The 25126-nt window shown below is 70.5% G+C and carries 21 protein-coding genes; 16 read left to right on the top strand and 5 right to left on the bottom strand.

What is annotated here, in order from left to right:
• The first annotated feature begins 17 nt into the window (after positions 1–17).
• The 7 genes from ABTX78_RS18515 to ABTX78_RS18485 all read left to right on the top strand — a co-directional run bounded on the left by ABTX78_RS18515 (position 18) and on the right by ABTX78_RS18485 (position 10052).
• Positions 18–968 carry a 2-hydroxyacid dehydrogenase gene (locus ABTX78_RS18515; protein ID WP_352207827.1) on the top strand — a complete coding sequence of 317 codons (951 nt, stop codon included), beginning with the start codon at positions 18–20 and terminating at the stop codon, positions 966–968.
• 316 nt (positions 969–1284) lie between these two features.
• Positions 1285–4095 carry a putative bifunctional diguanylate cyclase/phosphodiesterase gene (locus ABTX78_RS18510; RefSeq protein WP_352207826.1) on the top strand — a complete coding sequence of 937 codons (2811 nt, stop codon included), beginning with the start codon at positions 1285–1287 and terminating at the stop codon, positions 4093–4095.
• 219 nt (positions 4096–4314) lie between these two features.
• On the top strand, positions 4315–6183 hold the full coding sequence (locus tag ABTX78_RS18505) for an acetolactate synthase large subunit (RefSeq protein WP_352207825.1): 1869 nt from the start codon (positions 4315–4317) through the stop codon (positions 6181–6183).
• 34 nt (positions 6184–6217) lie between these two features.
• Positions 6218–6742, top strand: a complete 525-nt coding sequence (gene ilvN / locus ABTX78_RS18500) for an acetolactate synthase small subunit (protein WP_005311534.1) — start codon at positions 6218–6220, stop codon at positions 6740–6742.
• 103 nt (positions 6743–6845) lie between these two features.
• The gene (ilvC, locus tag ABTX78_RS18495) at positions 6846–7847 is read left to right on the top strand and encodes a ketol-acid reductoisomerase (RefSeq protein WP_313943920.1); all 1002 of its coding nucleotides are present in this window, start codon (positions 6846–6848) and stop codon (positions 7845–7847) included.
• A gap of 288 nt (positions 7848–8135) precedes the next feature.
• Entirely contained in the window at positions 8136–9728 is a 1593-nt protein-coding gene (serA, locus tag ABTX78_RS18490; protein WP_352207824.1) for a phosphoglycerate dehydrogenase, read from the top strand.
• Positions 9729–9836: 108 nt separating this feature from the next.
• Complete coding sequence (locus ABTX78_RS18485) at positions 9837–10052, top strand: hypothetical protein (RefSeq protein ID WP_352207823.1); 216 nt, start codon at positions 9837–9839, stop codon at positions 10050–10052.
• Positions 10053–10069: 17 nt separating this feature from the next.
• Here ABTX78_RS18485 and ABTX78_RS18480 read toward each other — a convergent pair whose 3' ends face one another.
• Positions 10070–11272 carry a PucR family transcriptional regulator gene (locus tag ABTX78_RS18480; RefSeq protein ID WP_352207822.1) on the bottom strand — a complete coding sequence of 401 codons (1203 nt, stop codon included), beginning with the start codon at positions 11270–11272 and terminating at the stop codon, positions 10070–10072.
• A 179-nt stretch (positions 11273–11451) separates the two neighbouring features.
• On the opposite strand from ABTX78_RS18480, the gene ABTX78_RS18475 reads away from it, so the two are divergent.
• Together ABTX78_RS18475 and pruA are read left to right on the top strand one after the other, a co-directional pair.
• Entirely contained in the window at positions 11452–12378 is a 927-nt protein-coding gene (locus tag ABTX78_RS18475; protein ID WP_352207821.1) for a proline dehydrogenase family protein, read from the top strand.
• A gap of 40 nt (positions 12379–12418) precedes the next feature.
• Entirely contained in the window at positions 12419–14050 is a 1632-nt protein-coding gene (pruA, locus tag ABTX78_RS18470) for an L-glutamate gamma-semialdehyde dehydrogenase (RefSeq protein ID WP_352207820.1), read from the top strand.
• Between the two features lie 139 nt (positions 14051–14189).
• Here the strand turns inward: pruA and ABTX78_RS18465 are convergent, their stop codons facing one another.
• The 3 genes from ABTX78_RS18465 to ABTX78_RS18455 all read right to left on the bottom strand — a co-directional run bounded on the left by ABTX78_RS18465 (position 14190) and on the right by ABTX78_RS18455 (position 16202).
• Entirely contained in the window at positions 14190–15035 is an 846-nt protein-coding gene (locus ABTX78_RS18465; protein ID WP_352207819.1) for a DUF1206 domain-containing protein, read from the bottom strand.
• A 361-nt stretch (positions 15036–15396) separates the two neighbouring features.
• A complete protein-coding gene (locus ABTX78_RS18460; RefSeq protein WP_352207818.1) occupies positions 15397–15750 on the bottom strand; it encodes an ArsR/SmtB family transcription factor in 354 nt (117 codons plus the stop codon).
• Positions 15747–16202: an SRPBCC family protein gene (locus ABTX78_RS18455; protein WP_352207817.1), complete on the bottom strand. Its 456-nt coding sequence runs from the start codon at positions 16200–16202 to the stop codon at positions 15747–15749. Before ABTX78_RS18455 ends, ABTX78_RS18460 begins: the two co-directional genes overlap by 4 nt.
• Positions 16203–16847: 645 nt before the next feature.
• Here ABTX78_RS18455 and ABTX78_RS18450 point away from each other — a divergent pair.
• The 4 genes from ABTX78_RS18450 to ABTX78_RS18435 all read left to right on the top strand — a co-directional run bounded on the left by ABTX78_RS18450 (position 16848) and on the right by ABTX78_RS18435 (position 19989).
• Positions 16848–16976 carry a hypothetical protein gene (locus ABTX78_RS18450; protein ID WP_313943907.1) on the top strand — a complete coding sequence of 43 codons (129 nt, stop codon included), beginning with the start codon at positions 16848–16850 and terminating at the stop codon, positions 16974–16976.
• A gap of 85 nt (positions 16977–17061) precedes the next feature.
• Complete coding sequence (locus ABTX78_RS18445) at positions 17062–18102, top strand: 3-isopropylmalate dehydrogenase (RefSeq protein ID WP_352207816.1); 1041 nt, start codon at positions 17062–17064, stop codon at positions 18100–18102.
• 228 nt (positions 18103–18330) lie between these two features.
• Positions 18331–19419 carry a branched-chain amino acid aminotransferase gene (locus ABTX78_RS18440; protein ID WP_352207815.1) on the top strand — a complete coding sequence of 363 codons (1089 nt, stop codon included), beginning with the start codon at positions 18331–18333 and terminating at the stop codon, positions 19417–19419.
• Between the two features lie 66 nt (positions 19420–19485).
• Complete coding sequence (locus tag ABTX78_RS18435; RefSeq protein ID WP_352207814.1) at positions 19486–19989, top strand: tetratricopeptide repeat protein; 504 nt, start codon at positions 19486–19488, stop codon at positions 19987–19989.
• Here ABTX78_RS18435 and ABTX78_RS18430 read toward each other — a convergent pair.
• Positions 19956–21362 (bottom strand): cytosine permease, encoded by a 1407-nt coding sequence (locus ABTX78_RS18430; RefSeq protein WP_352207813.1) that lies wholly within the window; start codon positions 21360–21362, stop codon positions 19956–19958. The two genes, ABTX78_RS18435 and ABTX78_RS18430, sit on opposite strands and share 34 nt — an antisense overlap.
• Positions 21363–21488: 126 nt before the next feature.
• Here ABTX78_RS18430 and ureA point away from each other — a divergent pair, with 126 nt between their 5' ends.
• From ureA to ABTX78_RS18415, 3 genes are read left to right on the top strand one after another with little or no spacing between them, the layout of a single operon-like run.
• Positions 21489–22319: an urease subunit gamma gene (ureA, locus tag ABTX78_RS18425; protein WP_352207812.1), complete on the top strand. Its 831-nt coding sequence runs from the start codon at positions 21489–21491 to the stop codon at positions 22317–22319.
• Positions 22316–24007, top strand: a complete 1692-nt coding sequence (locus ABTX78_RS18420; protein WP_352207811.1) for an urease subunit alpha — start codon at positions 22316–22318, stop codon at positions 24005–24007. Before ureA ends, ABTX78_RS18420 begins: the two co-directional genes overlap by 4 nt.
• A 10-nt stretch (positions 24008–24017) precedes the next feature.
• Positions 24018–25028, top strand: a complete 1011-nt coding sequence (locus tag ABTX78_RS18415; protein WP_352207810.1) for an agmatine deiminase family protein — start codon at positions 24018–24020, stop codon at positions 25026–25028.
• Positions 25029–25126: the final 98 nt, after the last annotated feature.

Genomic DNA, 25126 nt, shown 5'->3' with positions numbered 1-25126 from the left:
CCATTAGCCTCCTGACCATGACTGCAGACGTGTGGCTGCCCATTCCGGCCGGCGAGATCGACGGGCTCCCGGACCCCGCCGGGTCCGGTCTGAACTACCGTTTCTGGGACGGAGGTCCGGACTTCCCCGCCGACCCGGCGGACTGCGTCTTCTACGCGGTGCCCTACATGAAGGGCATGGAGGTCGCGGTGCGTCCGCTGTCCGCCATGACCTCCGTACGGGTCGTGCAGACCCTCTCGGCCGGGATCGACCATGTGGAGCCGGGCGTGGGCTCGCTGCCCCCGGGCGTGCGGCTGTGCAATGCCAAGGGCGTCCACGAGGCCTCCACCGCCGAGCTCACGCTCGCCCTGATCCTCGCCTCGCTGCGCGGCTTCCCCGGTTTCGTCCACGGTCAGGGCAAGGAGGAATGGCGGGCGGGCTTCTATCCGGCGCTGGCCGACAAGTCGGTGCTCATCGTCGGCTACGGCTCGATCGGCGCGGCGATCGAGGACCGGCTCGTGCCCTTCGAATGTGCGCGGGTGGCGCGCGTCGCGCGCTCCGCACGCGCTTCGGAGCGCGGCGAGGTGCACGCACTGAGCGATCTGCCGGCCCTGCTGCCGCAAGCGGACGTGGTGATTCTGTCCACTCCGCTCACCGACCGGACGAAGGGCCTGGTGAACGCGGGCTTCCTCGCCGAGATGAAAAACGGCGCCCTTCTGGTGAATGTGGCACGCGGCCCGGTCGTCGACACCGAGGCCCTCCTCGCGGAGGTCGGCAGCGGCCGGCTGACGGCGGCCCTGGACGTCACCGACCCGGAGCCGCTGCCGCCCGGGCATCCGCTGTGGCACGCTCCCGGCGTACTCATCAGCCCCCATGTCGGCGGCTCCACTTCGGCGTTCATGCCGCGTGCCAAGCGGCTGCTGGCCGGACAAGTCACCCGATTCGCGGCAGGTGACCCCGTACGCAACGTCGTGCTCACAACTGAATGAACGAACACCCCGCCACATGCGGCAACTCTGTGAAGTCACCCGGTTGCACCGCGTGCCGGTGACACGAGCGACGGTCACTGAGAGTAGAGGGGCTATATCCCAGAGTGACGATCCTGGTGTATCGTCCGGACTCGGGGGCTGTACCGGGCAAGGGGCGGTGCAGTGACGCGACCTGACTGCCGATCAGACTTCGAGGGGGGCGACGGGCGATGTACGGCCAATGGACGAACCATCCGACGCGGCAGGGCCGCCGACGACCACCCTTGCACCCTCCGCCGGGCGGCGGTGCGACGGCGGCTCCGCGAGGAGTGGCGCGGTGAGCGCGCCGGGAGCGCTCATGGCCCGCGGGGCCGTCCCCGACAAGGGCTCGAGGCTGGTCCCGCAACTGGTACTGGCCGGCGTCTGCGCGGGATACGGCGTGGGTGCGGCCCTCGGCTGGGGCTCCCGCGAACTGGCGCTGATCATGGGCGACTTCGGCCTCAGTGCCGCCGCCCTGATCGCCGCGGTCTCCTGCTTCCTCTACGCGCGCAGCGGGCAGAGCCGTTTTCGCCCCGCCTGGCTGCTGTTCGCGGTCTCCTCCGCCATGGCATCCGCGGGGAACGCCGTGTGGGGCTGGTACGAGGTCGTGCTCGACCGTGAGGTGCCGAGCCCGTCCATCGCCGATCTGTTCTTCCTCTGCTTCGCTCCGCCCGCCATCGTCGGGCTCCTGGTCCTCGCCAAGCGCCCCGTCACCCGGGCCGGCTGGGTCTGCCTCGTCCTCGACGCCTGGCTGATCGGCGGCTCGCTGCTGACTCTCTCCTGGAGCCTCGCGCTCGCCCACTCCACCCATGTCCAGGAGGCGAGCGTGGCGCCCGCCGCGCTCTCCCTGGCCTATCCGCTGCTGGACATCGTGCTGGTCAGCATGGTGCTCGCGCTGCACTTCCGGCGCTCGGCCACCAATCGCTCCGCCGTCAACACCGCCATCGCCGCGCTCGCCCTGACCGTCCTGTGCGACGCGCTGTTCACCTCGCCCCTGCTGCGCGAGAGCTACCGCTCGGGTCAGATCCTCGACGCCGGCTGGTTCGCCGGCTCGCTGCTGCTGGCCTACGCGCCCTGGGGTGCGCGGCGCACGGTCGAACCGCCCGGAGGGCCACGAGGCCCCCGTCTGCCGAGCCGCCCGGTCGCGGGCTCCCTGGCCGCCCTGACGCCCTACCTCGCCGCCGCGGTCTGCACCCTCGGCATCCTCTACAACGTTGTCGAGGGCCGCCGGGTCGACCGTGTCGTCGTCCTGACCGGCTGCACGGTGGTGCTCGCCCTGGTGGTCCGGCAGGGCATCATGCTCCTCGACAACATCGCGCTCACGCATGAACTGGCGCAGAAGGAGAACCACTTCCGCTCCCTCGTGCAGGGCTCCAGCGACGTCATCATGATCGCGGCCTCCACCGGGATCCTGCGCTATGTGAGCCCCGCCGCCGCCGGTGTGTACGGCCGGGAGGCGGACGAACTCATCGGTTCGGAACTGGCCTCGCTCATCCATCCCGAGGACTTCGGACGCGTCGTCCACGAGGTGCGCCGCTTTCTCGCCGCCCCTCCGGCGGAGGAGCCCACCACCCGGATCGAGTGCCGCTTCCGCTCCGGCACCGGCGACTGGCTCAACGTGGAGTCCACGGTCAACCGTCATCAGGGCGGCCTGATCTTCAACAGCCGCGATGTCACCGAACGGGTGAGACTGCAGGCCCAGTTGCAGCACAACGCCGAACACGACCCGCTCACCGACCTGCCGAACCGGGCGCTGTTCACCGAGCGCGTCCGTCAGTCCCTGACCGGCCGGCGGTCCGGGGACCCCGGCACCGCGGTGCTCTTCATCGACCTCGACGGCTTCAAGGGGGTCAACGACCGCCTCGGTCACCAGGCGGGCGACGAGCTGCTGATCCAGGCGGCCCGCCGACTGGCCGAGTCCGTCCGCGCGGGGGACACCGCGGCCCGGCTCGGCGGGGACGAGTTCGCCGCCCTGATCCTCGGCGACGGCACCCGCGACGAGTCGGCCCGCGAGTCCCAGGTCCGCGAGATCGCCGACCGGCTGCGGCTCACCCTCTCGCAGCCGTACCGCATCGACGGCAGCGAAGTGCGGGTGGCCGCCTCCATCGGGGTGGCCTTCGCCGAGCCCTCGATCACGCCCACCGACCTGATGCGCAACGCCGACCTCGCCATGTACCGCGCGAAGGCCGGCGGCAAGGACCGTGTCGAGCTGTACGCGCCGCAGATGCAGGCCGAGGTGGTCCGCCGCTCCGAACTCGCCGCCCGGCTGCGCAGCGCGCTGCACGAGGGCGAGTTCGCGCTGCTGCACCAGCCGGTGGTGAGCCTGGCGACCGGCCGGATCGAGGCCGTGGCGGCGCAGGCCCGCTGGCGCTCCACCCAGGGCATCCTGTTCACGCCCGCGGAGTTCCTGCGGGTCGCCGACGACGGCGACCGCACCGCGGAGCTCGGCCGCTGGCTGCTGGAGGAGGCGGTGGAGCAGGCCGCCGAGCGCAGCAGACTCGGCCACCGGGTGCCTGTCTCCGTCCGTATCTCCGCGCGGGGCCTGCTGGACAGATCGATGCCACTCGGCTCCATCGAGGCGCTGCTGACCCGGCACGGACTGGCGTCGGGCGCGCTGATCATCGAACTGGCCGACAGCGATCCGCGGATCTCGTTCGACGAGCTGGAGCAGCGCCTCGTCTCGTTGCGCCGACTGGGTGTGCGGATCGCCCTCGACGGCTTCGGCAGCGGCTACGCCGCCATCAACGCCCTTCGCAGACTGCCGGTGGATGTCCTGAAGCTGGACAGAGGACTGGTCGAGGGGGTCGTCGAGTCGGCGCGTCTTCACAAGATCACCAGCGGTCTGCTGCGCATCGCCTGTGACCTCGGGATGCAGTCCGTGGCGGACGGGGTGGACGTGCCGGAGCAGGTGCTCGCCCTGCGCGCCATGGGTTGTACACACGGGCAGGGCATGGCCTTCTCCGGTGCGCTGGACGAGTACCGGCTGCGCAGGGCACTGGTCCGCGACGAGTTCCCGGTGCCCGGCGGCATCGCTCTGCCGGTGCTGACGGGTGGCGCGTTACCGGCCCAGAGCGGTTCACATGGTGAGACGCGCGTCCCACCCACTTGACACTCCCCCCGCGTCGGGGGGAGGGTCTGTGCCATGCGCACCCGAATTCTCGTACTTGGAAAGCGCGTCGGCTGAGTGGGTCATGACGGCCCGCAGACCCCTCCCGACGCGCTCCCCTCGCTTGCCTCATGGCACGAGGGGTTTTTTGTTGCACCGGCACCACCGTCATACCGCACAAAACGAGCAGTCCTCGCATAAACCCTCAGCTTCGAGAAGAGAATGCCGATGACCGAGCAGGCCACCGGGGCCCACCATCCGCAGCCGCGGGCCCGTACCGGCGGACACCAGACCGCCGCAGTTGAGCACGTCACGGGCGCGCAGTCCCTCATCCGCTCTCTCGAGGAAGTGGGGGCCGACACGGTGTTCGGCATCCCCGGCGGCGCCATCCTCCCCGCGTACGACCCGATGATGGACTCGCAGCGGGTGCGCCACGTCCTGGTCCGTCACGAGCAGGGCGCAGGCCACGCCGCCACCGGATACGCGCAGGCCACCGGCAAGGTCGGCGTCTGCATGGCCACCTCGGGCCCCGGCGCCACCAACCTGGTCACCCCGATCGCCGACGCGCACATGGACTCCGTCCCCATGGTCGCGATCACCGGCCAGGTCGCCTCCAAGGCCATCGGCACGGACGCCTTCCAGGAGGCGGACATCTGCGGCATCACGATGCCGATCACCAAGCACAACTTCCTGGTCACCAACGCCGACGACATCCCGCGCACCATCGCCGAGGCCTTCCACATCGCCTCCACCGGCCGCCCGGGTCCCGTCCTCGTCGACATCGCCAAGGACGCCCTGCAGGCGCGGACCACCTTCAGCTGGCCGCCGCAGACCGACCTGCCCGGCTACCGCCCGGTGACCAAGCCGCACGCCAAGCAGATCCGTGAGGCCGCCAAGCTCATCACCCAGGCCAAGCGGCCCGTCCTGTACGTCGGCGGCGGCGTTCTGAAGGCCAACGCCACCGCCGAGCTGAAGGTTCTCGCCGAGCTCACCGGAGCCCCCGTCACCACCACCCTGATGGCGCTGGGCGCGTTCCCCGACAGCCACCCGCTGCACGTGGGAATGCCGGGCATGCACGGAGCGGTCACCGCCGTCACCGCGCTGCAGAAGGCCGACCTGATCGTCGCCCTCGGAGCCCGTTTCGACGACCGTGTCACCGGCAAGCTGGACAGCTTCGCCCCGTTCGCCAAGGTCGTGCACGCGGACATCGACCCGGCCGAGATCGGTAAGAACCGCACAGCCGATGTCCCGATCGTCGGTGACGCCCGCGAGGTCATCGCCGATCTGGTGCTGGCCGTCCAGGCCGAGCACACCGAGGGCCGCACCGGCGACTACAGCGCCTGGTGGAAGGACCTCAGCCGCTGGCGCGACACCTACCCGCTCGGCTACGACCAGCCGGACGACGGCAGTCTCTCCCCGCAGCAGGTCATCCAGCGCGTCGGACAACTCGCGCCGGAGGGCACGATCTTCGCCGCCGGTGTCGGCCAGCACCAGATGTGGGCCGCCCACTTCATCGACTACGAGAAGCCCGCCACCTGGCTCAACTCCGGCGGTGCCGGGACCATGGGGTACGCGGTCCCGGCCGCGATGGGCGCCAAGGCCGGCATGCCGGACCGGGCGGTCTGGGCGATCGACGGCGACGGCTGCTTCCAAATGACCAATCAGGAACTGACCACCTGCGCGCTCAACAACATCCCCATCAAGGTCGCCATCATCAACAACGGGGCCCTGGGGATGGTCCGCCAGTGGCAGACCCTGTTCTACAACCAGCGCTACTCCAACACCGTGCTGCACTCCGGCCCCGTGGACGGCATCGCCGTCGCGGGCCAGTCCAGCGGCGGCACCCGCGTCCCGGACTTCGTCAAGCTGTCCGAGGCGATGGGCTGTCACGCCATCCGCTGCGAGTCCCCGGACGATCTGGACAAGGTCATCGCCGAGGCGAACGCGATCAACGACCGCCCGGTCGTGATCGACTTCATCGTCCACGAGGACGCCATGGTGTGGCCGATGGTCGCCGCCGGCACCTCCAACGACGAGGTCATGGCCGCCCGCGGGGTCCGCCCCGACTTCGGCGACAACGAAGACGACTGAGCGCGCCCAGAGAACGAGTAGAGAGAAACCGACCATGTCCAAGCACACGCTCTCCGTTCTGGTCGAGAACACGCCCGGCATCCTCGCCCGGATCGCCGCCCTGTTCTCCCGCCGCGGCTTCAACATCGACTCGCTCGCCGTGGGCGTCACCGAGCACCCCGACATCTCCCGCATCACCATCGTGGTCAATGTCGAGGACCTGCCGCTGGAGCAGGTGACCAAGCAGCTCAACAAGCTGGTCAACGTTCTGAAGATCGTCGAGCTCGAACCGGGCGGGGCGATCCAGCGCGAACTCGTGCTGGTGAAGGTCCGCGCCGACAACGAGACGCGCTCGCAGATCGTCGAGATCGTCCAGCTGTTCCGTGCCAAGACCGTGGACGTCTCACCCGAGGCGGTCACCATCGAGGCCACCGGTTCGAGTGACAAGCTCGAGGCGATGCTGAAGATGCTGGAGCAGTTCGGCATCAAGGAGCTCGTCCAGTCCGGCACGATCGCCATAGGGCGCGGTGCCCGGTCCATCACCGACCGGTCCCTGCGTGCTCTGGACCGCAGCGCCTGACAGCGCCCGCCCCGCGCTCTGCTCGCATCGCGAGACCGTCGCACTTCCGCCCCGACCCCGCCGTACGGTGGGACGCACACCTGCACACCAAGGAGATATTTCAGTGGCCGAGCTGTTCTACGACGACGATGCCGACCTGTCCATCATCCAGAACCGCAAGGTCGCGGTCATCGGCTACGGCAGCCAGGGCCACGCCCACGCGTTGTCGCTCCGTGACTCGGGCGTCGATGTCCGCGTCGGTCTGCACGAGGGCTCCAAGTCCAAGGCCAAGGCCGAGGAGCAGGGCCTTCGCGTGGTGACGCCCGCCGAGGCCGCCGCCGAGGCCGACGTCATCATGATCCTCGTCCCGGACCCGATCCAGGCCCAGGTCTACGAGGAGTCCATCAAGGACAACCTGAAGGACGGCGACGCCCTCTTCTTCGGCCACGGCCTCAACATCCGCTACGGCTTCATCAAGCCGCCGGCCGGTGTCGACGTCGCCATGGTCGCCCCGAAGGGCCCGGGCCACCTGGTCCGCCGTCAGTACGAGGAGGGCCGCGGCGTTCCGTGTATCGCCGCCGTCGAGCAGGACGCCACGGGCAAGGGCTTCGAGCTGGCGCTGTCGTACGCCAAGGGCATCGGCGGCACCCGCGCCGGCGTCATCAAGACGACCTTCACCGAGGAGACCGAGACCGACCTCTTCGGCGAGCAGGCCGTTCTCTGCGGCGGTGCCTCCGCGCTCGTCAAGGCGGGCTTCGAGACCCTGACCGAGGCGGGTTACCAGCCGGAGATCGCGTACTTCGAGTGCCTCCACGAGCTGAAGCTGATCGTGGACCTCATGTACGAGGGCGGCCTGGAGAAGATGCGCTGGTCGGTCTCCGAGACCGCCGAGTGGGGCGACTACATCACCGGCCCGCGGATCATCAACGACCAGACCAAGGCCGAGATGAAGAAGGTCCTCGCGGAGATCCAGGACGGCACCTTCGCCAAAAACTGGATGGACGAATACCACGGTGGTCTGAAGAAGTACAACGAGTACAAGAAGGCCGACAGCGAGTCGCTGCTGGAGACCACCGGCAAGGAGCTGCGCAAGCTCATGAGCTGGGTCGACAACGACGAGGCGTGAGCCGCGGACGGGGGCCGGGACAACAGCGTCCCGGCCCCCGTCGCACACCGCGCCGTGGTCCGGCCGCTGCTCCATTCCGGCTGACCACGGACGGGTGATCCTGCCTCGGAGGCGTAAGACCGGCGCCGAAGCACCACTACACTTCTCAACACATACGCGTCAGGCCCACAGTGTCGTGCGTCTTCCACGCGGCTTGCCCCCTCCACCGCCTACGGCCGTCGGGACGGCCGTTCTCCCCCGTAGCGCGTGGCGCACGGGCGGGGCCCCCATGGACTTGTGAGGACTCACGTGAGCTCGAAACCTGTCGTACTCATCGCTGAAGAGCTGTCGCCCGCCACCGTCGACGCCCTGGGCCCGGACTTCGAGATCCGGCACTGCAACGGCGCCGACCGCGCGGAGCTGATCCCCGCCATCGCCGATGTGGACGCCGTTCTCGTCCGTTCCGCCACCAAGGTGGACGCCGAGGCCATCGCCGCGGCCCGGAAGCTGCGCGTCGTCGCCCGCGCCGGCGTCGGACTGGACAATGTCGATGTCTCCGCCGCCACCAAGGCCGGCGTGATGGTCGTCAACGCGCCGACATCCAACATCGTCACCGCGGCCGAGCTCGCCTGCGGTCTGCTGGTCGCCACGGCCCGCAACATCCCCCAGGCCAACACCGCCCTGAAGAACGGCGAGTGGAAGCGGTCCAAGTACACGGGTGTCGAGCTCAGCGAGAAGATCCTCGGCGTCGTCGGCCTCGGCCGCATCGGCGTGCTGGTCGCGCAGCGGATGTCCGCCTTCGGGATGAAGATCGTCGCGTACGACCCCTACGTCCAGCCCGCGCGTGCCGCGCAGATGGGCGTCAAGCTCCTCTCGCTCGAGGAGCTGCTGGAGGTCTCGGACTTCATCACCGTCCACCTGCCGAAGACCCCCGAGACACTCGGTCTCATCGGCGACGAGGCGCTGCACAAGGTCAAGCCGACCGTCCGCATCGTCAACGCCGCGCGCGGCGGGATCGTCGACGAGGAGGCGCTGTACTCGGCGCTCAAGGAGGGCCGCGTCGCCGGCGCCGGCCTCGATGTGTACGCCAAGGAGCCCTGCACCGACTCCCCGCTCTTCGAGCTGGACGAGGTCGTCTGCACCCCGCACCTCGGCGCCTCCACCGACGAAGCCCAGGAGAAGGCCGGCGTCTCGGTCGCCCGCTCCGTGCGTCTCGCGCTCGCCGGTGAGCTCGTCCCGGACGCGGTCAACGTCCAGGGCGGCGTGATCGCCGAGGACGTCAAGCCCGGTCTGCCGCTGGCCGAGCGCCTCGGCCGGATCTTCACGGCGCTCGCGGGCGAGGTCGCGGTCCGCCTCGACGTCGAGGTCTACGGCGAGATCACCCAGCACGACGTCAAGGTGCTGGAGCTGTCAGCGCTCAAGGGTGTCTTCGAGGACGTCGTCGACGAGACCGTCAGCTACGTCAACGCCCCGCTGTTCGCCCAGGAGCGCGGTGTCGAGGTGCGCCTGACGACCAGCTCCGAATCGCCGGACCACCGCAACGTCGTCACCGTCCGCGGCACCCTGTCGGGAGGCGAGGAGGTCGCGATCTCCGGCACGCTGGCCGGCCCCAAGCACCTCCAGAAGATCGTCGCGATCGGTGACCACGACATCGACCTGGCGCTCGCCGACCACATGGTCGTCCTGCGCTACGACGACCGCCCCGGTGTCGTCGGCACCGTCGGCCGGATCCTCGGCGAGGCCGGACTGAACATCGCGGGCATGCAGGTGTCGCGCGCGGAGGAGGGCGGCGAGGCGCTCGTCGTGCTCACCGTGGACGACACCGTGCCGCAGCAGGTGCTGACCGAGATCGCGGACGAGATCGGCGCGGCCTCGGCCCGTTCGGTGAACCTCACCGACTGACCGTCCGTCGTTGTACGCCGAAGGGCCCGGCTCACAGGAGTGAGCCGGGCCCTTCGCGTTGCCCCTCAGCGGCGCCGGCCGGTTGGCCGTCCCCGGCACGTGTGCGGCTTGCACCGTCTGCGGGGGAGTGGCGTTCCGCAGCAGGGTGGCGGCGAGGACCGCTGCCGCGACCGGCACGACGCCCGCCCCGAGGGACGCGAGCTGCATGCCGACCAGGCGCGGACGGCCGGCATGATGATCCAGTGGCTGGTGGACCCGGACACCGCCCCGTCCGCCGACGACCTGACGAACGGGCTGCGGGCCGTGCTGGAGGACCGTGACTGACGGATCGTCACCACCGGTCAGGGGGCGGTCGGCCCGGGCTCTGCCCGGAGCCGCCCCGCCTTGAGCGCCATATGGAGCAGCAGGCGGTCCTCACCCTGTGAGAGATCGAGGCCGGTGAGCTGTTCGACGCGGGACAGGCGGTAGTAGAGCGTCTGCCGGTGGATGCCGAGCGCGGACGCCGTGCGGCTCGCCTGGCCGGCGCAGTCGAGGAACTCCTCGGCGGTACGGGCCAGTTCGGCGTGGGATCCGGCCAACAGGGCGGCGGCCACGGGGTCGTGGGCCGTCTCCGCGGGCAGCGCTGTCAGCATGCGGTACGGGCCGATCTCCGACCACTGTGCGACCGGCCCGAGACGGGGCTGCGCCCAGGCGGCCCGGGCGGCCGAAGTCGCCTCCTGCCAGGCCGCGTTGAGGCCGGTGAGCCCCTGACGGGCGCGGGCGATCCCGACGGTCGCGGCACGGGCCACCGCGAGCAGACGATCCGCGACGGCCAGCGCGGGGGCAGGCGACTCGGCGGTCCGCAGTCTCACCAGGGCGGCGAGCCGGGCGCCCGCGGCGGCGGACTCCGGGGTCTGGTCGGGGAGCCCGCCGGCCCGGGGCACCGTGGACACGGCCGCCACCCCCGGCAGGGAGCGCGGCGCCGGCGCGTCCACGGCCGGCCAGGGCGACACGCACACCACCGCGTGCGGGCCCTCCGTCCCGGGGCCCCCGCCGAGCGCCGTGCGCAGCGCCGCGACCGCCATGTCGTAGTGCCAGTCGCGTTCCGCCGTCAGCACCGCACGGAACTCCCGCGACAGGTCCGCCCCCGCACGCTCCTCGTCCGCCAGCAGGGTGCCGATGCGTTCGGTGACCTCCATCGCAGCCGACAGCTGCGCCGGGGTCGGGCCAGGCGTTGTGTCGAGCAGCCAGACGTAGCCCAGCACGATGCCCCGATGGCGTACGGGCAGGCAGATCCGGTCCCGGAACACCCCCGCGTCGGGGGAGGCCGGGATACGGACCGGACCCGTCGCACGGGTGATGCCGAAGCCCTCGAACCAGGCGCGAACGGCCGGTGTCGACTTGCGGGTGAGGATCGAACGGGTCCGGACCGGGTCCATCGCGGTGTCGTCGTCGCTGTCGTGCGCACCGAAGGCGATCAGCCCGAAATCGCGGTTCTCCAGCGTGGCCGGAACGGCCAGCAGCGCCGAGATCTCGTCCACGAGTTCCTGGTAGTCGCCCTTCATGCGAATATTCTGGCACGCCCTTCAGACATATGTATGAGATCGCGGAAACGGATGCGTGACAGCTGTCGATGGCAGACGATCGGAGCGATCCTTAGGTTTCACGGTGGTTCTTCGTGCCGTTCCGGATCCGTTCACCGCGGGCCGGGCCGGCCCTGTCCGCACTCTCCGTGGAGGTCCCCGTGCTGGGTCCCGTGATCCTCGCCGCGTCGCGCAGCGGCAAGATGCGCCGCGTCGTTTCGGCCGCCCCGGTCACCAAGCCGGTGGTGAACCGCTTCATCGCCGGGGAGTCGGTCCGCGAGACGATCCCCGTCGTCCAGGACACGGCCGACCGCGGTCTCGAGGTCACGCTGGACGTCCTCGGCGAGGACATCACCGACCCGACCGAGGCGCTGCGCGCCCGGGACGCCTACCTGGAGCTCATCGAGGCGCTGAAGCCGCTCGGCCTCGGCACCCGCGCCGAGATGTCGGTGAAGCTGTCCTCCTTCGGCCAGGCGCTCCCCGGCGGACACGACCTCGCTTTGAAGAACGTCACCCCCGTCGTCGAGGCCGCCGCCGAGATCGGCACCACGGTGACGCTCGACATGGAGGACCACACCACCATCGACTCGACCCTGGCCATCCACGCCGATCTGCGGGAGCGCTTCCCGGGAACCGGCGCGGTCGTCCAGTCGTACCTCTTCCGTACGGAGGACGACTGCCGGGCCCTCGCCGACGCGGGCTCGCGTGTGCGTCTGGTCAAGGGCGCCTACAAGGAGCCCGCGTCCGTCGCTTACCAGGACAAGGCCGAGGTCGACAAGGCGTACATCCGCTGCCTGAAGATCCTGATGGAGGGTGAGGGCTATCCGATGGTCGGCTCCCACGACCCGCGGATCATCTCCATCAGCCAGGAGCTCGCCCGCCGGGCCGGCCGCAAGCTCGACGACTACGAGTTCCAGATGCTGTTCGGCATCCGGGAGGCGGAGCAGCACCGGCTGGCCGCCGAGGGCCACCGGATGCGTGTCTACATCGCCTACGGCACCGACTGGTACGGATACTTCATGCGTCGCCTCGCGGAGCGCCCCGCCAACCTGGCGTTCTTCCTGCGTTCGCTGGTCAGCCGCGGCTGAACCCCCCAACTGACCTACTGATTAAGGAGATTCGGCACCCATGGACGCTGTGACCAAGGTCCCCGCGCCGGTCAACGAGCCGGTTCACTCCTACGCGCCGGGCACCCCCGAGCGCTCCCGCCTGGAGGCCAAGCTCAAGGAGCTGGCCGAGAACCCGATCGACCTGCCGATGACCATCGGCGGTGTGCGTCGGATGGGCGGCGGCGAGCGGGTCGACGTCGTCCAGCCGCACAACCACAAGGCGGTCATCGGCACCTTCGCCGCCGCCACCCAGCAGGACGCGCAGGACGCCGTCGACGCCGCGCTGGCCGCCGCGCCCGCGTGGCGCGCGATGTCCTTCGACGACCGTGCCGCGATCATCCTGCGCGCCGCCGAGCTGCTCGCCGGCCCGTGGCGCGAGACGCTCGCCGCCTCCACGATGCTGGGACAGTCCAAGACGGCGCAGCAGGCGGAGATCGACACCCCCTGCGAGCTCGTCGACTTCTGGCGCTTCAACGTCTCCTACGCCCGTGACCTGCTGGCCGAGCAGCCGCCCGCCAACTCCCCGGGTGTGTGGAACCGGCTGGACCACCGGCCGCTCGAGGGCTTCGTCTACGCGATCACGCCCTTCAACTTCACCGCGATCGCCGGCAACCTGCCCACCGCCCCCGCCCTGATGGGCAACGTGGTCGTGTGGAAGCCGTCCCCGACGCAGACCCACGCCGCCGTGCTGCTGATGCAGCTGCTGGAGGAGGCGGGCCTGCCCAAGGGCGTCATCAACCTGGTGACCGGCGACGGCATCGCCGTCTCCGAGGTGGCGCTGAACCACCCCGAGCTGGCCGGCATCCACTTCACCGGCTCGACCAAGACCTTCCAGCACCTGTGGAAGACGGTCGGCAACAACATCGAGAAGTACCGCTCCTACCCGCGCATCGTCGGTGAGACGGGCGGCAAGGACTTCGTCGTCGCCCACCCGAGCGCCGACCGCGCCGTGCTGAAGACCGCGCTGACCCGTGGCTCCTTCGAGTTCCAGGGCCAGAAGTGCTCGGCCTCCTCGCGTGCGTACATCCCCGCCTCCATCTGGAACTCCGGCTTCAAGGAGGAGTTCGCGGCCGAGGTCGACGGCATCAGGATGGGTGACGTCACCGATCTGACGAACTTCATCGGCGCCGTCATCGACGAGCGTGCCTTCGCCAAGAACAAGGCCGCGATCGACCGGGCCAAGGCCGACGACAGCTGCACCATCGTCGCCGGCGGCACCTACGACGACTCGGTGGGCTACTTCGTCCGCCCGACCGTCGTCGAGTGCTCGGACCCCGCGAGCGAGGTCTTCACCACCGAGTACTTCGGCCCGTTCCTCGCGGTGCACGTCTACGAGGACGACCAGTACGAGGCCATGCTGGAGCAGATGGAGTGCGTGTCGGCCTACGCGCTGACGGGCGCCGTCATCGCCAACGACCGCGCCGCCGCCGCGCACGCGATGGAGAAGCTGCGGTACGCCGCGGGCAACTTCTACATCAACGACAAGTCGACCGGCGCCGTCGTCGGCCAGCAGCCCTTCGGCGGCGGCCGGGCCTCCGGCACCAACGACAAGGCCGGTGCCCCGCAGAACCTGATGCGCTGGACGCTGACCCGCGCCATCAAGGAGACGCTCGTTCCGCCGACCGAGTACGGCTACCCGCACATGGGCTGACGGTTGCCGTCGCCCCCGGCACTCCGCCCCCGTCCCGGCCCCCACGCCGGCACGGGGGCGGCTTCATGCGCCCGCGGTTCAGGACCCTGCGCGAAGACCGGGTCCGACAACGCGGTCGACACCTGGGTTCGAGGGAACCTCAGACCTTCCGCCAGCGGGCCATCGCGAACGAGAAGACGCCGAACAGCGCCAGCCCGACGGCGATCACGGCCAGCAGCCACGGCCCGACCGGGGTGTCGGCGAAGGAGCGGAGAGCGTCGTCGAAGCCCTTGGCCTTGTCCGGCTCGTAGTCGACGGCGGCCCGGACGACGAACACCCCGATCGCCGTGAAGAGGGCGCCGCGTGCCGCGCCGCCGCCCACACCCGTGACATCCACGAGCTGACGGGTCCTGCGGGACATCTCGCCGAGCTTCAGATGCTTGTGGTACTTCCGCATGGCGGCCCGGGCACCGACCCAGATGCCGGCGACGGCTATGCCGACTCCGGCGATGCCCACGAGCCACTGGCCCGCAGGCAGTTCGAGCGCCCGCGCGGTGATGTCCTGCGACTGCTGGTCCGAGGACCCGCTGCCCCCGCCGCTGCCGCGGTCGCCCGCGGCGAACGCCAGCACCGAGTAGGCGACGAAACCGTAGAAGAGGAAGCGGCCCGCCGACAGCAGCCGTTTGTGCGTCTTGTGGCCGTCGGGCCCGGCGGCTCCGAACAGCGCCTCCGACAGGCGCCAGAGCGCCATTCCGACCAGCCCGATCCCCACGGCCCACAGCATCACGGACCCCATGGGCTTCTCCGACAACTCGGCGAGCGCGCCGCCGCGGTCGGCCTGCTTCCCCCCGTCGCCGAAGGCGATCTGCAGGGCGAGAATGCCCACGAGCAGATAGATCACCCCGCGGGCGACGAAACCCCAGCGGGCCGCCACGTCCATGGCAGAGCTGTTCGCCGCCCGACGGGCCGTCATGTGTCCACGAAGCGTCAACGCGCGTGCGTTCATCAGTGAACCTCCCGTACGCGGGTGCCCTGCGGACCTGTGCGAAAACCGGGAGGTCACGAGGGCGTCCCGTCGGGAGGGGGCGTCGGCGTGATGCGTGGGGCCCCGTGCGCGGGCGTGGCAAGCGGGGCGACGGCGTTCCGCGATCGGGCCGGACTGCTCGGTGAACCCACCGCCAGGGGCGGGGAGTTCACCGGAGCCGGCCAAGGGCCCGTCCCGTCATCCGGCGGGCGCACGACGGCAGAACGGCGCCGCGCTGCGTTGACGGATCGCCCGCATACCGCCGGTACGAGGGCGGCCCTCCGCCGTGCGATGACCGCGACCGACGCGGCGCGCCGATCCGCCGGGGACGACGGGACAGCCCTCAGGCGTCCGGTGCGGTGTTCCCGCCGGCGTCCTCGGCCAGCCGCTTGATCGCCGCCAGCCGGGAGTCCCACTCGGACGCCACCCGGTCCATCCAGCGTGCCGTGAGGTTCAGCCGCGCGGGCAGGACCGTGTAGCGCGCCTCGCGGCCCTCCCGGTGGCCGGCGACGAGGCCGGCCCGGGTGAGGACCGCGAGGTGCTTGACGATCGCCTGCCGGCTGACCGGCAGCTCACGGGCCAGGACGGTGGCCGTCGCCTCGCCGTGGGCGGCGATCGCGTCGAGTATCCGGCGGCGAGTCGGGTCCGCCAGTGCGGACAGGACCTCCGTCACGGCATCCTGGTCGGCCTCCGTCATGCCGCGAGTTGCTCCGCGTACTTCTGGATGTTCACGACCTGCTCGCTCCAGCCCTGCGAGTGGCTCTCGTACGACGCCCCCGCCTTCCTGTCCTCGGGGATGACCAGCTCGGCGAAGCCGGTCTCCACCACGCGCAGATGGGTGCCGTCGCCCTCGGGGGTGAGGGTGAACTCGACGAGGTTGGAGTTGCCCTCCGCCGCCTGCTCGCCCGGGTACGCGCTCGCCCACCGGTAGGAGAAGTGGTTCGGCGGGTCGACCGTGACGATGGTCGTGGGGAACTGTCCGTATTCGCCGTGGTCCAGGTGCATGGTGCCGCCCGGGCGCAGGTCGACGGGCGTCGGACTGCCCTGCCCGAACCAGTTGCCGACGTGCTCAGGCTCCGTGATGACCGCCCACACCCGCTCGACGGGCGCCGCGATGGTGATCTCTCGTTCGATCCGGTTCTCGTTCATGGCTTCCACCTCCGGTTCATAAGTAACGTGCTACTCAATGGTTGCACGTCATGGTGGATGGTGCAACCCATTGGTTGCGCGTACGGCCCGAGGGGGGCCTTGTTCCAGGTGTGCGGGGGCCGCTCCAGGAAGTGGCGTGCCGCGGAAAGGTCCAACTCGCCCGCATCCGGCCCGCGTTGGGGCGGGCCGGGTGAGGGGAGGCGCCGCGGGCGGAGCCCATCGAACCGATGACCGACTTCGCGGCTCCCCGCGCCGCTTCGGGTGGTGAGCGGTGTCCTGCTCGGCCGGTCCCTTCCGCTCCGGGAAGCGGTCATTTGTGGTGATCTTCGGTCGTCGGGTCGCGTGCGTGCGGCGGATCGTTCGAGGCCCGGGCAGAGGCTCCTGACCAGGCATAAGACCTTGCGATGTCCGCCTGCGGCGGCGCTCCCGGAGGTCTCGTTCCATGATCGCCGTCTCATATAGTAGGAAGTCCGACTACTTGTAGAGACAGGAGCGCGTACCTGTCCTAGCTTTGTAGAAGCCGAACGTCTCGCTCGATCCAGCGAATGGCGGCAGTGAGCCCGTGCCCCCGGCAGGTGACCCCTGCGGCACGCTCCCCGCCCTCCGGCGCCTCGAAATCTTTCCGATCTCAAGGAGTCGATCATCATGCGCGCTGCGACCGCCCGCCGAGTCCGTCACACCTCCCGCACCAGCGAGTCCGACCGCAAGAACGCAGCCGCCGCGCTGCAGCGGGCCCTGGACCGCCGCGACAACGGTGGCTCCACCGGCCACTGAGTTCTCCCGCTTCACCATGACTCCACCATCGTCCAGATGGTGGACGTCATGTGTCATGTGCTGGGACGGCGAGTAGGGTGCCGATATGTCTCGCAGCATCAATCTCGCAGTGATCCCCGGTGACGGCATCGGCCAGGAAGTCGTGGCCCAGGGCCTGAAAGTCCTGTCCGCCGTCCTTCCCCAGGACGTGAAGCTGGAGACCAAGGCGTACGACCTCGGCGCCCAGCGCTGGCACCGCACCGGGGAGACCCTCCCCGACGCGGAGTTGGAGTCGCTCAAGAGCCACCACGCGATCCTGCTGGGCGCCATCGGCGACCCGTCGGTGCCGTCCGGTGTGCTCGAGCGCGGTCTCCTGCTCAAGCTGCGTTTCGCCTTCGACCACTACGTCAACCTGCGTCCGTCGAAGCTCTTCCCGAACACGGCGACGCCGCTGGCCGGCCGGCCGGACATCGACTTCGTCGTCGTCCGCGAGGGCACCGAGGGCCCGTACACCGGCAACGGCGGTTCCCTGCGCACCGGTACGCCCGCCGAGGTCGCCACCGAGGTCAGCCTGAACACGGCGTACGGCGTGGAGCGCGTCGTACGCGACGCCTTCGCGCGGGCCGCTGCCCGCCCCCGCAAGAAGCTGACGCTGGTCCACAAGAACAACGTCCTCGTCTACGCCGGCCACCTGTGGAAGAACATCTTCGACCGGGTCGCCCGGGAGTACCCCGACGTCACCACGGACTATCTGCACGTCGACGCCGCGACGATCTTCTTCGTCACCCAGCCGGAGCGCTTCGACGTCATCGTCACCGACAACCTCTTCGGTGACATCCTCACCGACCTCGCCGCCGCCGTGAGCGGCGGCATCGGTCTGGCCGCCTCCGGCAACATCAATCCGACGGGCGATTTCCCATCGATGTTCGAGCCCGTCCACGGCTCGGCGCCCGACATCGCGGGCACCGGCAAGGCCGACCCGACGGCCACGATCCTCTCCGTCGCCCTCCTGCTGCGTCACCTCGGCTTCGAGCCGGAGGCCGGGCGCATCGAGGAAGCCGTCTCCGCCGACCTCGCGGGACGCGACGGCACGTTCCGCACGACGGACGAGATCGGCGACACGCTCGCGGTACGCGTAGCGGGCTGACCCGACGCTTCCACCAAGCCGCCGGGTCGCACACGCACCCGGCGGCTTCTCCTGTGCGGCTCCCGGGTGCCACCATCAACCCCGGACCGCTTTCACCCCGTTTCATGCACCGGTCGGCCCGAGCCATAATCGAACCGGGCCGTGGCATGCGGGAATGCTCGGACGCCCTAGCAGCTGTAGCGGCGTGAGCGCGGTCCGTCACAACCAACGGTGAAGGACACTGCACTCATGACGACGCCCACGATCGAGCTCAAGCCCTCCTCGTACCCCCTGTCCGACGCGGAGCGCAAGGCGATCCTGGCCAACCCCGGTTTCGGCCGCCACTTCACCGATCACATGGTGACGATCAAGTGGACGGAGGGCCGTGGCTGGCACGACGCGCAGCTCACCCCGTACGCGCCGCTGTCGATCGACCCGGCCAACATGACGCTGCACTACGCGCAGGAGATCTTCGAGGGCCTGAAGGCCTACCGCCGCCCCGACGGTTCGGTCGCCACGTTCCGCCCGGACGCCAACGCCCGGCGCTTCCAGAGCTCGGCCCGCCGTCTCGCCATGCCCGAACTCCCGGTCGAGACGTTCATCGAAGCCTGTGACGTCCTCGTCCAGCAGGACAAGGCGTGGGTCCCGGAGCACGGCGGCGAGGCCTCCCTCTATCTGCGGCCCTTCATGATCGCCACCGAGGTCGGTCTGGGCGTGAAGCCCGCCAACGAGTACCTGTTCCTCGTGATCGCCTCCCCGGCCGGCGCCTACTTCCCCGGTGGCGTCAAGCCGGTCTCCGTCTGGCTCTCCGAGAACTATGTCCGCGCCGTCCCCGGCGGCATGGGCTTCGCGAAGACCGGCGGCAACTACGCCGCCTCGCTGCTCGCCCAGGCCGAGGCCGCCGCCAAGGGCTGCGACCAGGTCGTGTGGCTCGACGCCGTCGAGCACAAGTGGGTCGAGGAAATGGGCGGCATGAACCTGTACTTCGTGTACGGGGACAGGATCGTCACACCCGAGCTCAACGGCTCGCTCCTCGCCGGCGTCACCCGCGACACGCTGCTCACCCTCGCCAACGACCTCGGATACGAGTCCGTGGAGGGCCGTATCTCCACCGAGCAGTGGCGGCGCGACACTGAGAACGGCACGCTGACCGAGGTCTTCGCGTGCGGCACCGCCGCGGTGATCACTCCGGTCGGCACCGTCAAGTGCGAGAGCGGCGAGTGGACGCAGGCGGGCGGTGAGCCGGGCGAGCTGACGATGAAGCTGCGCGGCGCGCTGCTGGACATCCAGCGCGGCATCGCGCCCGACAAGCACGGCTGGATGCACGAACTGGCCTGACCCGCCCCGCACTTCATTGGCCACCCTGCCCCCGTTCCCGCCGCCGGCATCGGCGAGGATGGGGGCATGGGTGCACCGGAGCGGGACCGTGAACTGGCCGAGGCCATACGTCTGCGCGAGCAGGGGAGCGCCGAGGAGGCCCGGCGGATTCTGTTCGGCCTCGCCGAGCGGCTGCCCGACGACGCGGAGATCGCCTACCAGACCGCCTGGGTGCACGATGTGCTCGGCCTGGAGGCGGAGGCCGTTCCGTACTACGAGCGCGCCCTCACCGGCGACGGCCTGCCGGACGGCGACCGCTGCGACGCCCTGCTGGGCCTCGGCAGCACCTATCGGGTGCTGGGGCGGTACAGGGACGCGGAGGAGACCCTGCGGCGCGGGACCGAGGAGTTCCCCGCGCACGGCGGTCTGCGAGTCTTTCTGGCCATGGCGCTGTTCAACACGGGCAGCCACGAGGAGTCCGTCCGGCTGCTGCTGGAACTGCTCGCCGCCACCAGCGAGGACCCCTCGGTGCGCAGGTTCCGGCGGGCGATCGACGTCTACGCCAAGGACTTGACCGGCACCGTCGCGTAGGACCGCAGCGTCAGCGCGGTGTACGCCAGCCCGCCCACCGCGCCCGACAGCACGAAGCTGCAGTCCACACCGCCGGTCAGCGCGAGCAGCGGACCCTCGTACAGCGGGGTGGACACGGAGCACAGCCCGAGGGCGGCGCCGACGGCCCAGCTCACCGTGGCGCGCGGGTGCCAGCCGGCCCGGAACCAGTAGATCCCGCCGTGGGCCCGCCGGTTGTAGACCTGGAGGGCCTCCGGGTCGTACACACCGCCGCAGCGCAGGTGCGCGATCATCGTGATCACCGCCCAGGGCGTGCCGATCGCGGTCAGCAGCAGCACGAACGAGGTCATCGCCGACTGGGCGTTCCAGGCGAAGTGACCGACGAAGACGAAGCCGGTCGCGACCACGGCGACCACCAGCGTGGCCCGGGTCCGGGTGGCGCGCGGCAGGATCGCGTCCAGGTCGAGGCCCATGGAATAGAGCATCAGCCCCGCGTTGCCGACCGATCCCGCGGTGGCGGCGAGCAGCAGCGGGACCAGGTACCAGGCGGGTGACGCGGTGACCAGCGGCCCGGCGTAGTCCAGCGCGGCGCGGGCGGCAAGCGCGGTGTACGTGCCGAACAGCTGCGGGATCAGCAGTCCCGCGAACAGCCCGAGGCAGGTGGCGCGCAGCACGCGGCGCGGACTGTGCCGCTGCGGCGAGATGTAGCGGGTGTAGTCGCCGAGCAGGGTGATGAAAGCGATCGGGCCGCTCAGCCCCGCCGCCACCGCGGACAGCAGCCACGTCGGCCAGAACGAGCCGAGCAGATACGGGGTGCCGGGCGGGGCGGCGGTGGTCGCGTCGGGTGCGTACGCGAGCAGGCCGAGCAGGAGGAGCGCCGTCATGCCGACGGCGAGGATCCGGCTCATGCGCAGCAGCAGCCGGTAGCCGTACACGGCGCCGACGACCGTACAGCCGGCGAGCAGGGCGTACACAAGGGTGTGCGCGGCCGCGCCGGTCGGCACTCCGGCGATCCGGGACAGCGTCCCCAGCATCACGTCGCCGCCGATCCACAGGGTGAGGGCGGTGTAGCCCAGCGAGAGCAGCAGACCGACGACCGAGCCGACGAGCCGGCCGCGCACCCCGAAGGCCGCGCCGCTGGACGTCGACAGATTGGTGGCGGTGCGCAGCGAGACGAGGGCGAGCGGGGCGGTGACCGCCACGCCGACGGCCGTGCCCGCCACGACCGAGGCGACGGCCGGCCAGAGGCCGAGGCCGAAGGAGACCGGCAGCCAGCCGAAGACGATCACGCCCAGGCAGAGGTTCGACCCGAGCAGGATGGAGACGAGGTCGCGCGGGGTGCTGGTGCGCTCCTGCTCCGGGATGGTGTCGACCCCGCGTTGTTCCATCGGCATACCGCTGCCCCTGACGCTCGACTGTTTGAATGCCGCTCAATGTGACGCAGGGGATGCTCAGCCGTCAATGCTTCCCAGAAAAGAAACTCATGATTAGAGTGTCGTTCAAACAGGAGGTGTGGAGACGTGCGACTGACCCCTACGGAGCGCGACCGGCTGCTGCTCTTCGGCGCCGCGGAGCTGGCGCGGGCCCGCCGCGCCCGCGGACTGAGGCTCAACGTCCCCGAGGCCACCGCGCTGATCGCCGACACGGTCTGCGAGGCCGCCCGGGACGGCCGGCGGCTGGCGGAGGCGATCGAGGCGGCGCGCACGGTGCTCGGTCCGGGCGATGTACTGCCCGGGGTGGCGGACGTCGTGACCGAGGTGCATGTCGAGGCGGTCTTCGACGACGGCTCGCGTCTCGCGGTCGTCTCCGACCCGATCGGCGGCGGTTCCCTGGGAAGTGCCGCACCGGGTGCGGTCGTGCCGGGGCCCGCTGACGTCGAGCCGGAGCCGGTACTGCGGCTGACCGTGCGCAACACCGCGACCGTGCCGGTCAGCGTCACCTCCCACTTCCACTTCTTCGAGGCGAACCCGCGGCTCGACTTCGACCGGGCCTCGGCCTACGGCATGCGGCTGTGCGTGCCCGCCGGGTCCTCGGTCCGCTTCGGCGCGGGCGAACAGTCCGAGGTCGGGCTGCTCCCGATCGGCGGCGCGCGCGTGGCCATCGGGTTCGCCGGCCTGGTGGACGGCCCGCTGGACGCGCCGGGCGCCAGGGAGGAGGCCCTGCGCCGGGCGGCGGCCTGCGGCTATCTGGGCGCGACGCCGTCCGAGACGCCCGGCGCGGCACAGGATGACAGGGCCGCACGGGACAACCGGGCCGCGCGGGACACCCGGCCCCGGCAGGAGCCCTGGCAGGACACCCAGGCACCGCGGGACGCCCAGCCCCCGCAGGACACCCAGGAGGAGGACCAGTGACCGGCATCGATCCCCACGAGTACGCGGCCGTGCACGGCCCCCGCGCCGGCGACCGTGTGGTCCTCGGCGACTCCGGACTCGTCGTACGCGTCGAGGACGACTCCCAGAAGCCCGGCGACGAGTTCCTCGCCGGCTTCGGCAAGACCGCCCGCGACGGACTGCACCTCAAGGCGGCGGCCGTCCGCGAGACCTGTGACGTGGTGATCAGCAACGTCCTGGTGATCGACGCCGTCCAGGGCATCCGCAAGGTCTCCATCGGCATCCGCGAGGGACGCATCTGCTCGGTCGGACGCGCGGGGAACCCCGACACCCTCGACGGGGTGGACGTCGTGGTCGGCACGGGGACCTCCATCGTCTCCGGCGAGGGCCTGATCGCCACTGCCGGCGCGGTCGACACCCATGTCCATCTGCTCTCGCCGCGGATCATGGAAGCGTCGCTCGCCTCCGGCGTCACCACCGTCATCGGCCAGGAGTTCGGCCCCGTGTGGGGCGTCGGCGTCAACTCGCCCTGGGCGCTGAAGCACGCCTTCAACGCCTTCGACGCCTGGCCCGTCAACATCGGCTTCCTCGCCCGCGGTTCGTCCTCCGACCCGGCCCCGCTCGTCGAGGCGCTCGCCGAGGGCGGAGCGTCCGGGTTCAAGGTCCACGAGGACATGGGCGCGCACACCCGTGCGCTCGACACCGCCCTGCGGGTCGCCGAGGAGCACGACGTCCAGGTCGCCCTGCACAGTGACGGGCTGAACGAGTGCCTGTCGGTGGAGGACACCCTCCGCGTCCTCGACGGCCGCACCATCCACGCCTTCCACATCGAGGGCTGCGGCGGCGGTCACGTCCCGAACGTCCTCAAGATGGCGGGGGTGCCGAACGTGATCGGCTCCTCCACCAACCCGACCCTGCCTTTCGGCCGGGACGCCGTCGCCGAGCACTACGGCATGATCGTCTCCGTCCACGACCTGAAGACCGACCTCCCCGGCGACGCCGCGATGGCCCGGGACCGCATCCGGGCCGGGACGATGGGGGCGGAGGACGTCCTCCACGACCTCGGCGCGATCGGCATCACCTCCTCCGACGCCCAGGGCATGGGCCGCGCGGGCGAGACGGTGCGCCGGACGTTCGCGATGGCCGGGAAGATGAAGGCCGAGCTCGGCCCGATGGCGGGCGACGGTGCGCACGACGACAACGCCCGCGTCCTGCGCTACGTCGCCAAGCTGACCATCAACCCCGCCATCGCCCACGGCCTCGCGCACGAGATCGGCTCCATCGAGGTCGGCAAGCTCGCCGACATCGTGCTGTGGCGTCCGCAGTACTTCGGCGCGAAGCCGCAACTCGTCCTGAAGTCGGGCTTCCCCGCGTACGGAGTGACGGGCGACCCGAACGCGGCGACGGACACCTGTGAACCGCTGGTCCTCGGGCCACAGTTCGGGGCGCACGGCGCGACGCCGGCGGACATCTCCGTCGCCTTCGTGGCACGCGCCGCGACCGAACGGGGCTCCGACCACATGCCCACCCGCCGCCGCAGGGTCGCGGTCCGCGGCACCCGCGGCATCGGCCCCGCCGACCTCCGGCTCAACTCGCGCATCGGCGACGTGGGGGTGGACGGCCGCACCGGCCTGGTGACCCTCGACGGCGACCCGATCCGCTCCGAACCGGCCGACGCGATCTCCCTCAACCGCCTCTACTTCCTCTAGGACGTCACCCATGTTCCGCATGCCACCCGAATGGGCCGCCCACGAGCGCACCTGGATGGCCTGGCCCGGCCCCAACCCCACCTTCACCGACGACGAGGAACTCGCCGAGGCCCGCGGTGCCTGGGCCGCCGTGGCCCATGCCGTACGCCGCTTCGAACCGGTGACCATGGTGGTGGGCACCGGGCAGTCGGCGTCCGCGCGCGAGCTGCTGGGGCCCGCCATCGAGCTGGTCGAACGTGACCTGGACGACGCCTGGATGCGCGACATCGGTCCCACCTTCACCACGGACGGCTCCCGACTGGCGGCCGTGGACTGGGTGTTCAACGGCTGGGGCGGCGCAGACTGGGCGCGCTGGGACCACGACAAGAAGATCGCCCGCCATGTCGCCGACATGGCCGGCGTCGAGGTCCACTCCTCACCACTGGTCAACGAGGGCGGTGCGATCCACGTCGACGGCGAGGGCACCGTTCTGCTCACCGACACGGTCCAGCTCGGGCCGGAGCGCAACCCCGGCTGGACGCGCCAGGAGGTCGAGGCCGAGGTCCACGCCCGTCTCGGCACGACCAAGGCCATCTGGCTGCCGCGCGGCCTCAGCGGTGACTACGGCATGTACGGCACCCGGGGCCATGTCGACATCGTCGCGGCCTTCGCCGGACCAGGTGTCGTCGTCGCCCACACCCAGCCCGACCCCGCGCACCCGGACCACGAGCTGTGCAAGGCGAACGTGGCGCTGCTGCGCTCGCAGACCGATGCGAAGGGCCGCCGTATCGAGGTGGTGGAGGTCCCCGCCCCGACCGTGCTCCAGGAGGACGGCGAGTGGGTCGACTACTCCTACATCAACCACTACGTGTGCAACGGCGGTGTGGTCCTGTGCGCCTTCGACGACCCCCGCGACGAGCTGGCGGCGGGCATCTTCCGGCGGCTGTACCCGGGCCGCACGGTCACGCTGGTGGACGCGCGCGCCATCTTCGCGGGCGGCGGAGGCATCCACTGCATCACCCAGCAGCAGCCGAAGGTCTGAGGGACGGCCCACGGCGAGCGCCGACGATCAGGTAGAACATACGCGTGAATGAGTCGCACACCTCCGTGGCCGCCCTCGGGGCCGCCTCCAGGTCCGCT

The organism is Streptomyces sp. NPDC096193, from assembly GCF_040302905.1.
Classification (GTDB): domain Bacteria; phylum Actinomycetota; class Actinomycetes; order Streptomycetales; family Streptomycetaceae; genus Streptomyces.
The sequence above is the reverse complement of the archived record's forward strand: the minus strand, read 5'-3'. Positions and strand labels throughout refer to the sequence as shown.

What these genes read in the sequence shown, in the direction of transcription:
- ABTX78_RS18480 (WP_352207822.1), bottom strand. Translation starts at nt 11,272, where the DNA reads ATGAAGGGCGACTACCAGGAACTCGTGGACGAGATCTCGGCGCTGCTG.
- ABTX78_RS18465 (WP_352207819.1), bottom strand. Translation starts at nt 15,035, where the DNA reads ATGAACGCACGCGCGTTGACGCTTCGTGGACACATGACGGCCCGTCGG.
- ABTX78_RS18450 (WP_313943907.1), top strand. Translation starts at nt 16,848, where the DNA reads ATGCGCGCTGCGACCGCCCGCCGAGTCCGTCACACCTCCCGCACCAGC.
- ABTX78_RS18440 (WP_352207815.1), top strand. Translation starts at nt 18,331, where the DNA reads ATGACGACGCCCACGATCGAGCTCAAGCCCTCCTCGTACCCCCTGTCC.
- ABTX78_RS18505 (WP_352207825.1), top strand. Translation starts at nt 4,315, where the DNA reads ATGCCGATGACCGAGCAGGCCACCGGGGCCCACCATCCGCAGCCGCGG.
- ABTX78_RS18455 (WP_352207817.1), bottom strand. Translation starts at nt 16,202, where the DNA reads ATGAACGAGAACCGGATCGAACGAGAGATCACCATCGCGGCGCCCGTC.
- ilvN (WP_005311534.1), top strand. Translation starts at nt 6,218, where the DNA reads ATGTCCAAGCACACGCTCTCCGTTCTGGTCGAGAACACGCCCGGCATC.
- ABTX78_RS18430 (WP_352207813.1), bottom strand. Translation starts at nt 21,362, where the DNA reads ATGCCGATGGAACAACGCGGGGTCGACACCATCCCGGAGCAGGAGCGC.
- ABTX78_RS18445 (WP_352207816.1), top strand. Translation starts at nt 17,062, where the DNA reads ATGTCTCGCAGCATCAATCTCGCAGTGATCCCCGGTGACGGCATCGGC.
- ABTX78_RS18435 (WP_352207814.1), top strand. Translation starts at nt 19,486, where the DNA reads ATGGGTGCACCGGAGCGGGACCGTGAACTGGCCGAGGCCATACGTCTG.
- ABTX78_RS18460 (WP_352207818.1), bottom strand. Translation starts at nt 15,750, where the DNA reads ATGACGGAGGCCGACCAGGATGCCGTGACGGAGGTCCTGTCCGCACTG.
- ABTX78_RS18515 (WP_352207827.1), top strand. Translation starts at nt 18, where the DNA reads ATGACTGCAGACGTGTGGCTGCCCATTCCGGCCGGCGAGATCGACGGG.
- pruA (WP_352207820.1), top strand. Translation starts at nt 12,419, where the DNA reads ATGGACGCTGTGACCAAGGTCCCCGCGCCGGTCAACGAGCCGGTTCAC.
- ABTX78_RS18415 (WP_352207810.1), top strand. Translation starts at nt 24,018, where the DNA reads ATGTTCCGCATGCCACCCGAATGGGCCGCCCACGAGCGCACCTGGATG.